The sequence below is a fragment of the Frankia sp. CcWB3 genome, assembly GCF_977927595.1.
This window is the reverse complement of the sequence record NZ_CDWRCK010000060.1, coordinates 1-10473: the sequence shown is the minus strand read 5'-3', so window position 1 is coordinate 10473 and position 10473 is coordinate 1. Positions and strand designations below refer to the sequence as shown.

The following is a 10473-nucleotide window of genomic DNA, read 5'->3' as shown; positions in this document are numbered from 1 at the left end:
AAGAAGGAGAGCAACGTCCCCGCCAGCGACGCGCCGATCGCGATCGACCAGCCCACCGGACCGAGCGGGGTGCAACCGAAGAACTGGCTGACGCCTGGCATCTGCACGATGGCGGCCAGGACGACCGCCGAGGCGACGATGCTCAGCAGGACCGTCCGGCTGCGGCCGCCGACGAGCAGTGTCTGGCCCAGTTGTGAGCCGACGAGCGCGGCGAGGCCGACCGTGTTCGCGTGCCGTCGGCGCCCGGTGAGGCGGGCGGTGATCCAGGCACCTGCGGCGGCGAGGGTCGTGGCGACCGTCCGCACCGCGATCTCCCGGTTCAGGGCGGTACCGAGGGATCGCTCGGGGCCCTCGCCGAGGAGCTGTCCGGTCACCTCCGGATCCGGCTCGCGCAGCGCGACGGCCAGGGCCGGGGCGAGATCGGTGAGCAGATTGACGAGCAGCAGTTGCCGCGCGGACAGCGGCGATCGCCCGGTGGCCATGGAGCCGAGGAGGGTGAACGCGATTTCGCCGAGGTTCCCGCCCACGAAGATGCCCAGGGCCTGGCGGACCGAGGCCCACATCGAACGGCCCTCGACGAGCACGTCGATGATCGTGTCCAGCTGGTCGTCCGTCACGATCACGTCGGCGGCGGCCCGGGCCGCCGGCGTGCCGCGCCGGCCCAACGCGAGGCCGACGTCGGCGAGCCGGATGGCGGGCGCATCGTTGGCGCCGTCGCCGGTCATCGCCACCGTCTTGCCCAGCCGCTGGTAGGCCTCCACGACCCGCACCTTGTGCAGCGGAGTGCCCCGGGCGATCACGGCCACCCTGGGCAGGACCGCGTCCAGGGCCTCGTTGTCCATGGCCTCGAGTTCGGCACCCGTCAGCATGATCTGGTTGTCGGTGAGCACTCCCAGCTCGGTGGCGATCGTCCTGGCAGTGGCCGGATGGTCTCCGGTCATCATCAGCACCTGCACGCCCGCGGCGCGTAGCGCCTCCAGCGACGCCCCGGCCGTGGTCCGGACCGGGTCGGAGAGGACAAGGAAGCCGAGGAAGGTCAACTCGGCCACGCTGTCATCGGTGAGTCCCTCGTCCGCCGGTCGGGGCGCGGAACCCAGGTCGCGATCGGCCACCGCGAGGACGCGGTAGCCCGCGCCCGCGAGCCGGCTGTGCTCCTGGATGAGCCTCGCCCGCCGGCGGTCGTTCAGCGGTGCCGTGCCGTCGGCGGTCCGGAGGCGGACGCACCGTGGCAGCAGCACCTCGGGCGCCCCCTTGACGCTCAGCAGCGTGGTCGTGCCGGCATCCCCCACTGCCGCGTGGTAGCCGCGGCCCGGCTCGAAGGGAAGCGAGGCCGTCGGCGACCACACGGCGAGACCGTACTCGCGGGTCACCGCAGCCGCGGCCGCTCCCTTCTGCACCGCGCGGTCGGTCGGATGCGGCAACTTCTTCTTGCCTTTGCCGCGCGGCGTGGCGCGTAGCCCGGCGGCCAGCACCCGCCGATGCGTCGGTCCGAACTCGGTCGCCGCAGCGGTATGCGTGCCGTCCGAGACGGCGTGCAGGCGGATCCTGCCCTCGGTGAGCGTTCCGGTCTTGTCGAAACCCAGCACGTCCACCCGGCCGAGGGTCTCGATGGTGCGGGGGTTGCGTACCAGCGCGCCCCGCGCCGAGAGCCGTCGGGCGGCGGAAAGTTGGGCGGCGGTGGCGAGGAAGGGCAGCCCTTCGGGCACCGCCGCGACGGCGAGCGCTACCCCGGCGCTGAGGGTGTCCCGGATCGGCAGGCCACGGATCAACCCGGAGGCCAACAGTGCCCCGGCGGCGCCGAGCGCCACCGGAATGGTGAGATCGGTAATTGTGGACAGTCGCGCCTCGACGCCGCTGAGCCGGGCGGGACCGGCGGTCGCGGCCATGCTGCGCCCCGCCTCGGTGGCCGGGCCGGTGGCCACCACCACGCCGGTGCCCCGCCCGCCGGCGACGGTCGTTCCTTCGTAGATCATCGAGGAGCGGTCCGCCAGGTTGGCGGCTGCTACTGGTCCGGGCGACTTCGTGACCGGCATGGACTCGCCGGTCAGCGACGACTCGTCGACGTCGAGTCCCGTCGTCGACAGGAGCCGGCAGTCCGCGGGGACGACATCCCCGGCCCCGACCATGATGATGTCGCCCGGGACCAGGTTGTCCGCCGGCAGCTTGGTCTCCTCGCCGTCCCGCAGCAACCGGGCCGGAACCGCCGAGACAGCGAACAGTCGGGCGAGCGCCCGGTCCGCCCGTAGCTGCTGGACCGCGCCGGCGAACGCCGAGCCGATCGCGACGCTGAGCACCAGACCGGCGTCCAGCACGGAACCGGTCGCGGCCGACAGCGCGGCGCCGCCGAGGAGGACGGGGGTGAGCGGGTTGGCCAGCTCGGCCGCGAACGCCCGGACGAGGCTGGGCGCGGTCGCCTGCATCGACACCGCGCCGTCCTGGCGGCGTCGCGCCGCATCCTCGGTGGACAGTCCACCCGGGCGGCTGTCCAGCCGAGCCAGGCAGTCCTCGGCCGGCAGGATGTGCCACGGGGTACGGGGGACCGCGAGCGGCGGGGGGCAGCGACCCAGTTCCCGCGCCGCCCAGATCCCCTCGCCGAGGGCGGCGGTGACCGCCGCGGTGACCATTGTCATGGCCCGGGACACCAGCCGCGGGTCGGCCCCGGTGAGCATGGCCAACGCGCCGGCACCCGAGCCCACCTGGGCGAGCCGCACCGCGTGCTGGCTCACCCGGGCGGCCGCGGCGACCGCCTCGACCACGAGGCTGGCGGCGGCCAGGTCATTCCCGACCAGGATGTGCGCCCCCCAGGCCGGCGAGCCGTCGTGGCCGTTCACGCCGACGCCGCAGTCCGCGGTGCCGACCGCGGCCCGTCGGCGGGACACGACGAGGACGCCGCCGCGCTCGGCCTGCAGACCGCGGATCGCGCCGACGAGCCGGTCCCCCCCGGGTACCCCGGGAAGGTTGGTGTCCTCCGCTGTTCCGCCGGCGCCGGCGGGAAGGTCACCGGCGACGAACACCGCCCGCCCGGAACGGCGGCAGGCGGCCAGCAGGTGGTGGCTCCCCTCCGCTCGCCCGGGTACGATCGACACGATCGCCATCAGCCTGCTGCCCTGAGCCAGACCGAGCACCGTGTCCGCCCCGGACCGGGCCAGTGCGCGGCGCTCCCGGACACCGGTCCGGCCGCGCAGGCCGAGCTGTTCCACCGGCCCGAGGGCCCAGCCCTCCGCGGTGGCGACGGTGCTGATACCGGCCGGACGGAACAGGGCGTGCGCGCGGACCGCGACGTCGCTGCGGTCCGCACCGGCCAGCGGCACGACGTCGGCGATGATGCGTTCCTCGCTGCGCAGGACGTCGGCGTCGATGACGATGGTGTCGACGCGGTCGAGCACCCGCAGGGCCGCCGAATCCATGACGTGGACGCCGCGACGCGCCAGGACGCGGGTCAACTGGGCGGCGAAGCCCTCCCGCCCGACCCGGGCCGGGCGTGGCAGCGAGGTGGCGGCCAGCGCCGCGGCACGGCGCGGATTCCCGCTGGCGGCGGTGGCGGCCGCGAACCCGCCGAGTCCGGCGAGTACGGCGAGGTCGGCGTAGCGATCCACGGGACCGTCCGGCAGCGGCCGCGGCCGTTCGGTCACCACCGGCTCGGCCGCGGCCCAGTCCGGATGACCGAGCAGCTCGTCCCGAGCCGCCAGGAAGGTGTCTCGGCGCGCACGCGCCTCGCCCAGCATGACCATCCGGTAGCCGGCGTCGACCGCGAGACCGAGATTCCCCTGCGCCAGGGCGAGGGCACCGGCATTGACCAGCCCGAGGACGACGTCAGCCCGGCCCGCGCCGAGCATCTGCTCCACCCACCGGCGTAGCCGGGGTTGGGTGTCGACGAGGGTGACCAGCGATGCGATCTCGATGGGCAGCGGCACCGCCCGGGCGAGCCGGCCCGCTGACGCCAGCGCGAACGCGACCCCGTCGGCGGCCAGTGCCGTGGCCGTCCGGCGGATCGGCGCCGCGAACCTCGGTACCGCTCCTGGCCTCGGTTCGAGCGCGACGCCCTCCACCCGGCCGAGGGCCGCGACCAGATCGTCAAGGGCGGGGGGCGGTTCGGCGAGCCCGATCAGGACACATTGCAACGGCTCGTTGACCCGGGCCCACGCCACCCCGGGCTGATTCTCCAGTACTCGTTCCACCTGCCGGCGACGGGATTCGCCGGCCGGCCCGGAGATCCCACGGACCCCGAGACTGAGGAGGCGGTAGGCGCCGGCCTTCTCCCGCGGTTCGCCGGCCGCCGTGGAGCCGGCGATCTCGTGATCGACGCTGTCGTGATCGACGGCGCGGGGCGCGGGGGGCCCGAGTGCGGGGGAACCGGGCTTCGAAGCCGGACTCCACCCGGTCCGGGCATGGGCGAGAACCGTATGGGCGAGAACCGGCTGGACCACCGCCCCCAGGAGGGCGCTCGGCACGCGCAGGACGGTCCGGGCTGCGGGCAGACGCATCCGCGCGGCCTCCTCCTCCTCATTGCGTGATCATCGCGTGCGGCGGGCGCGGGCCACGGCTGCCTCGTAGTCCTACCGACTACCCTCTCCGCCCGCTTACTAACTGATCGTTCTAGGCGGTCGGTTAGAACGAGGACCGGACGCCGTGGCTCTGCACCGCCCCCCCGGGCGGTGGCCAGCGCCCGGGGCGAGAAGATGATGTTGGACTGGTCCATGAAACTGAAGGCGAACAGCCCGTCCAGGCTGAGCTTGCGCGCCTCGTCGCCGGCGAGCAGGGCGTGCATGTCCGCGTCCCAGACCGCCTGCGACCCCGACTTGAAATGCGCCACCATGACCGGGCCGTACTGTCCCAGCAGCTTCGTCATGTTCCGCACGTCGGCGGCGTTGGAATCGTTCCCCATCGCCTGGAAGCTCTGGAAGTCCGACGCCCGCAGCACGTCCGCGAAGTGTGTGATCAGGGAGCGGCCGCCGCCCTTCACCGGATCGTCCCAGCGGCTCTGCCAACCGCCCCAGCCCAGCGACACCCGGGCGTTGGGCGCCCCGGCATGGAAGATCTCCTGGGTCGCCAGGTACCGGTCCTGCAGAGCCCGGTAGTAGTTCGTGGTCTCGGGCGTGGCGGCCCACTCGTTGGACTGGCACGGATATGTCTGCAGCTCGGTGAAGAGCGTGACGTAGAGCGCCGGGCCGTTCGCGGGCCCGGCGAAGATCGAGGCGAGCTCGCGGGCGTCGGCGAGAAAGGCGCCGGACAACGGGTACTCCCGGCCGCAGGCGGGGCCATGGGAGGTCTGGAAGGTCCCCACGCTGCCGGTGCCGTCGAGCCAGACGACGAGATGAATGCCGTGTCCGGAATGGTAAACTTCGGGAATCAGGTCCGCCCGCCACTTCCGTAGGAAGCTCAGGTCGCCCGGGCCGTTGTACCAGGTGGTGAGAAAGTCCAGGTCTCCGGCGAGCGGCGAGGCGAGGGCGCTGTCGAGCGCCGGCCCGAGGCCGAAGCGCAGCTTGCCCGGCTGGGTCGCCGGGACGGGTCGGATTCCCGCCGCCAACTCCCGCCGCCAGGGGCCGGGCCGCGGATCCCCGTCAGCGAGTGGTCCATGGGCGTCGTGTGGTGTACGGGCGACGGGTAGGCCGGGAAGACTGGCCGCGCTGGTGGGCCCTGGCCTGTCCGGGTTACTGGACCCGTCCGGGCTGCTGTCGTTGTGGCCGCGGTGTTCGTGACCGAGGGTCGCGACAAGAACGGCACTCATGGCGAGGAGGACGAGGACGAGTACGCCGGGATGTCGCGACAGTCGACTACGTATGGACACGATCCTCCTGCCGCGGCTGCCGGGTAGCGGCGAAAGTGTAGTTGATTAGACGCGCATCGGAGTTATTTTTTGCGGGCGAGTCGAGCGGAGCGGGTGAGGGAATCCGACGATGATGGCGTTTCCTGGCATCGCCCCGTGGCGCGCCCGCCCGCGCGGAACCCCGGCTGAGCAGGAGAAGCATGACCGCCGACCCGGATCTTCGGATGAGCACCGCTCTCATCACCGGCGCATCCTCGGGCATCGGCGCGGCGTTCGCCGAGGCGTACGCGGACCGTGGAGCCCGGCTCGTCCTCGTGGCGCCGTCCGAACCGAAGCTGTGGATGGTCGCGGAGCGCCTCGCTGCCCGGTACGGCACCGAGGCGCACGTCATCGCGGTCGACCTCGCCGACGAGCGTGGTCCGGACCGTCTCGCCGAGGCGGTCGCCGAAGCGGGCCTGGAGGTCGACATCCTCGTCAACAACGCCGGGTTCGGGACACGCGGCCCTTACCATGAGCTGTCCGCCGACCGGGATCATCGTGAGGTGATGCTGAACGTGGTGGCCGTCGAACGGGTCGCGCACCTGTTCCTGCCGGGCATGGTGGCCCGGGGCCGCGGCACGGTCATCAACGTCTCCTCCACCTCGGGTTTCCAGGCCGTCCCGTATATGGCCGTCTACGGGGCCTCGAAGGCCTTCGTCCTGTCGTTCTCGATCGGCCTGTGGGCCGAGTACCGTCGGCGGGGGGTCCGCGTCCTCGCGTTATGCCCCGGACCGACCGACACCGAGTTCTTCGAGGTGCTGGGAACCCGGATGTCCGCCGGTGGCCGGTTGCGGACCACGGACGAGGTGATCGCCACCGCGTTCCGTGCCCTCGACCGCGGCCAGGCGTATGTCATCGACGGACGGCTGAACTACCTGGCCTCCGCTGCCTCCCGACTGCTGCCGCGCGGACTGGTTGCGCGGATCACCGAATGGGTACTGCGCCCCGGCCGCTCGCGGCCGCCGGACCCGCCGACGTCAGTCCGCCGAGTTCGGCTACCAGCTCGTAGGAGCGGATCCGGTCCGCCAGCCGGGTGACGTTGGTGACGACCATGACCTCGTCGGCGCCCGTCTCGTCGAGCAGTGCGTCGATCCCCGCGCGAACCGTCACTGGGGAGCCGACGATGTGCGAGGCGGTGGCGGCCTCCGCGATCGACCGCTCCCGCGAGGTCCACGGGTAGGCTGCGGCCTCCGCGGGCGAGGGGAACACCCCGGGGCGGCCGGTACGCAGCCGCAGCATCGCCAGCCGCTGCGGTCCGGCCAGCCACTCCGCGCGCTCGTCGTCGGCGGCGCAGAGTACCGCGGCGGCGACGAGCGCGTACGGTCGCTCCCGGCCGGGCGAGGGACGGAAGGACTTCCGGTAGAGCTCCAGCGCCGGCACTGTGTTCACCGAGCTGAAATGGTGCGCGAACGCGAACGGCAGGCCGAGCATGCCGGCCACCTGGGCGCTGTAGCCACTCGATCCCAGCAACCAGATGGGCGGCATCTCGGCCCGCGGGAACGCGGTGACGCCGTGCCTTGGGTGCGAGTCGGGGAAATCCCCCCCGGCCAGAAAGGTCGTCAGTTCGGCGAGCTGCGCGGGGAAGTCGTCGATGGCCGGCAGGTCGCTGGTGCGGCGCAGAGCCCGGGCGGTCGCGGGATCGGTGCCGGGAGCACGGCCGATACCCAGATCGATCCGTCCCGGGAAGAGGGTGCCCAACGTGCCGAACTGTTCGGCGATGGCGAGTGGCGCATGGTTGGGCAGCATCACCCCACCGGACCCCACCCTGAGGGTGGTGGTGGCCGCGGCAACCTGGCTGATGAGGATCGAGGTCGCCGAGCTTGCGATCCCCGGGATGCCGTGATGCTCGGCCAACCAGTATCGGGTGTATCCGAGCCTTTCGGCATGTCGGGCGAGTTCGAGCGTCCCGCGGACCGCGTCGGTGGCGGGGACGCCGGTGCCCACCGGGACGAGATCCAACACGGACAAGGGGACAGGTCGGGTCGGGCTCACGGCTGGTTGCAACGAAGCATCCGGCCGCGCTCTTCCCCGGGCACCGGGTACTTCCCCGGGCACCCCGGGGGCCATCAGCCGCCGACCGTCTCCATGTAGTCCTCGGCCACCTCGTCGAGATCGTCCGTCGGATAACCGAGGGCGACGCGCACCCGCCGCCGGCCGACCAGCAGGAGATCGAGCATGAAGTCGGGGACCGTGGCGTGTTCGCAGCGGTGGTAGCCCATGGTGAACCAGGCGTGGGCGTCGGTGAGCAGGCCGATTGACTCCAGGCTCTCGGCCACGGCCTCGTAGACGCCCGGATCGACCGACCGGGACGCCTTCAGCTCGGCCCGCAGCGCGGCCGCGTCGTCCGGCTGCCCGTTGCGCAGCAGGCCGTCATGCAGCCAGACGCGGGGATCGACCAGGCACCCGCCGCCGTCCGCCACCGCCGCCCGGTAGCAGCGGATCGCCTCGTCCCAGTCGTCCGCAAGCCCGTACTGGCTGCCCGCGTCGACCAGCAGGGACGCCCGGGTGACGCGTTCGCCGTGCGTCTCGCTCCGTTCGGCCAAGGCCTCCAGAGTGGCCGCCGCGCCGCGATGGTCGCCGTTTCCCGCGGCCTTGAAGACGATCTCGTCTACGTCGTCATCCGAAAGGCCGTCATCCGAAAGCATGGGAATAGTGTCACCCCCGGTCGTGGGGCCGGCACGCGGGTGGCGTGCTCTTCGATGGCGGTCTCACATGGTACCCGTCGGCCGGATCAGTGCCCGTCGGCCGGATCAGGATCGACGGGCCATTTTGAGGGTCTTCTCCAACTGGTCGCGGTCCACCTCGGCGACCCGGCCGTTCGTCGGGACGGTCGGGATGTGGCCACCGCCGAGGACGAGGTCGGTGGTGTGTCGCAGGCCCATGTCCTTCTGCTCCACGTCAAGGATGGCCTCCTCGACCCGGTAGAGCTTCTCGATCCTGGAGACCTTCGCCTCGACCTGGGCCGCGACGATGCGCAGCCGCCGTTCGGCCTTGGCCAGCCGCCGTTCGAGTCGACGGTCGACGATGTTGGGCATCGGCTCGTCCCGTTCCGTCGGGTCGTGCAGGTAGAGTTCGACCGCGACGGCGACCAGCGGGATCAACGCCTGGAACACGATCACCGCGCTGCCGGTGCTCTCGCCGGCCGATCCCTGGGTGCGTACCAGCACCCCGGCGATGGACAGCAGCAGGAAGATCGCGGTGGTGAGGGTCAGGGCCAGCGGCGACGATTTCGACTCCACCAGCTGCTCGCGGATCTCCGGATCGATCTTGAATCGGCCCGCGTCGGCGTCGGCGAGCATCTGCTTCTGGGCCCGCGCGAGGATCGGCGCCTTGATGCCGTGGGCGAGCGCCACCCCGGCGATGAACACGGCGACCCCCAGCAGGCCGCCCAGCCACCATTCGGGCCCGTACCCGCCGACGTCGGCGAGGACGGCGTAGGACTGGGCGAAGACGTAGAAGTCCAGCGCCGCGAGCACCGTCAGCACCGCGGCCCGGGCCGGGCCCGCCAGCGCCATCTGCGGGATGCGTTCCTGCACCCCGACGCTGCGCCACAGCCGGCCCTGTTCGACCTTGTTCTTGATCAGCTCGGTCCGCCGCTCCCGGCGTTCGGCCCGGGAGTCGATCTCCATCCGGAGTTCGGCGATCAGCTCTTCCAGGGTCCGCCCGTCGGCCCGGACCGCAGCGCGGACCTCCTGGACCTCCGCGTCCTCAAGGCTCTTGAGGACCTTCGGGCGGGTCTCGGCGCCCGCCAGCGCGATGTCGGCGTCTCCCACCCGGCGGATGAGCTGCTTGGCCAGACGCCCTGGCTGGTTTCCCCTACGCAGCACCTTGGAGGTTCCTACTTTCCGATCTCGGTCCTTCCGGGTTCGACCGGACGGGTTCGACGGGACATTCGACGAGAGGTTCCACGGAGCTGTCGGCGGCGTCGTCGGCTGCTGGTCGGTGTGGTCGGCGGGTCAGTCGATCGGACGGGCGAAGGTGCCGCCGACGAAGCAGAGCATGGCGCAGACGATGCCGAGCACCGAGGCGACCATCGCCTCGCGCGCACCCTGGGCCTCGTCACCGGAGAAGACCATGGTCAGTACGAGCGTGCCGACCCCGACGACCGCACCGACGGCCCCCAGCAGGAATCGTCGCTGGATGGTCTCCCGCGGCGGCAGCCTGGACAGCGCGTCGATCGGGGCGATCCGGCCGGCCCGGGCCTGGTTGCCCACGCGACGGCGGATGTCGCGCAGTCGGAAGGTGTTCCCGGTGATGAAGAAGCTGAGCGCGGTCACGATCATCGAGCCGGTGACGGAGACCTTCGCGAACGGCGACGACAGGGTCAGCCAGACCCAGATCTCCAGCACCGCGAGCATGAGCAGGCAGCTGGTGATCACGACCGTCGAGCGCATGAGGGCCGGGCTGAAATGCTGCTCCTCGGGCTCGTGAAGAACACCCATGGGTCGCCTCCTTGCGTGGGTTTCCACCGGTGCTGTGTGGTGCGCGCCGCGGCGGATGCGGGCGGGGTGTTCCGGGATCTCGGGTGCCCCGGCGACGGTCGCGGCTGGACCGGAGGTAGCGGTGAGAGTGGTCAATGCAGTGCCGCTTTCGACGGGACCGGGCTGGTCGGGGGCATGAGGATGACGACGCCGGGTGTCCGGTCGGGGCGGAGCCGTCCTAGGGCC

The 10473-nt window shown here is 71.9% G+C and carries 7 protein-coding genes; 1 reads left to right on the top strand and 6 read right to left on the bottom strand.

The window, feature by feature from the left end; translation table 11 throughout:
- Both ACY5KJ_RS07145 and ACY5KJ_RS07140 read right to left on the bottom strand, forming a co-directional pair.
- Positions 1 to 4148: cation-translocating P-type ATPase (locus ACY5KJ_RS07145; protein ID WP_462203032.1), on the bottom strand; the 4148-nt coding region annotated here is incomplete at its 3' end.
- A complete protein-coding gene (locus ACY5KJ_RS07140) occupies positions 4106 to 5788 on the bottom strand; it encodes a hypothetical protein (RefSeq protein WP_462203031.1) in 1683 nt (560 codons plus the stop codon). The genes ACY5KJ_RS07140 and ACY5KJ_RS07145, both read right to left, overlap by 43 nt.
- A 179-nt stretch (positions 5789 to 5967) precedes the next feature.
- Here ACY5KJ_RS07140 and ACY5KJ_RS07135 point away from each other — a divergent pair, with 179 nt between their 5' ends.
- Entirely contained in the window at positions 5968 to 6843 is an 876-nt protein-coding gene (locus ACY5KJ_RS07135) for an SDR family NAD(P)-dependent oxidoreductase (RefSeq protein WP_462203030.1), read from the top strand.
- Here ACY5KJ_RS07135 and ACY5KJ_RS07130 read toward each other — a convergent pair.
- The 4 genes from ACY5KJ_RS07130 to ACY5KJ_RS07115 all read right to left on the bottom strand — a co-directional run bounded on the left by ACY5KJ_RS07130 (position 6731) and on the right by ACY5KJ_RS07115 (position 10248).
- Positions 6731 to 7798 (bottom strand): LLM class flavin-dependent oxidoreductase, encoded by a 1068-nt coding sequence (locus tag ACY5KJ_RS07130; protein ID WP_462188309.1) that lies wholly within the window; start codon positions 7796 to 7798, stop codon positions 6731 to 6733. The two genes, ACY5KJ_RS07135 and ACY5KJ_RS07130, sit on opposite strands and share 113 nt — an antisense overlap.
- A 74-nt stretch (positions 7799 to 7872) precedes the next feature.
- Positions 7873 to 8451 (bottom strand): hypothetical protein, encoded by a 579-nt coding sequence (locus tag ACY5KJ_RS07125; protein WP_462188305.1) that lies wholly within the window; start codon positions 8449 to 8451, stop codon positions 7873 to 7875.
- 105 nt (positions 8452 to 8556) lie between these two features.
- Positions 8557 to 9633 carry a hypothetical protein gene (locus ACY5KJ_RS07120; protein ID WP_462188304.1) on the bottom strand — a complete coding sequence of 359 codons (1077 nt, stop codon included), beginning with the start codon at positions 9631 to 9633 and terminating at the stop codon, positions 8557 to 8559.
- A 129-nt stretch (positions 9634 to 9762) separates the two neighbouring features.
- Positions 9763 to 10248, bottom strand: coding sequence for a hypothetical protein (locus ACY5KJ_RS07115; RefSeq protein ID WP_011434820.1), 486 nt, complete (start codon positions 10246 to 10248; stop codon positions 9763 to 9765).
- Positions 10249 to 10473: the final 225 nt, after the last annotated feature.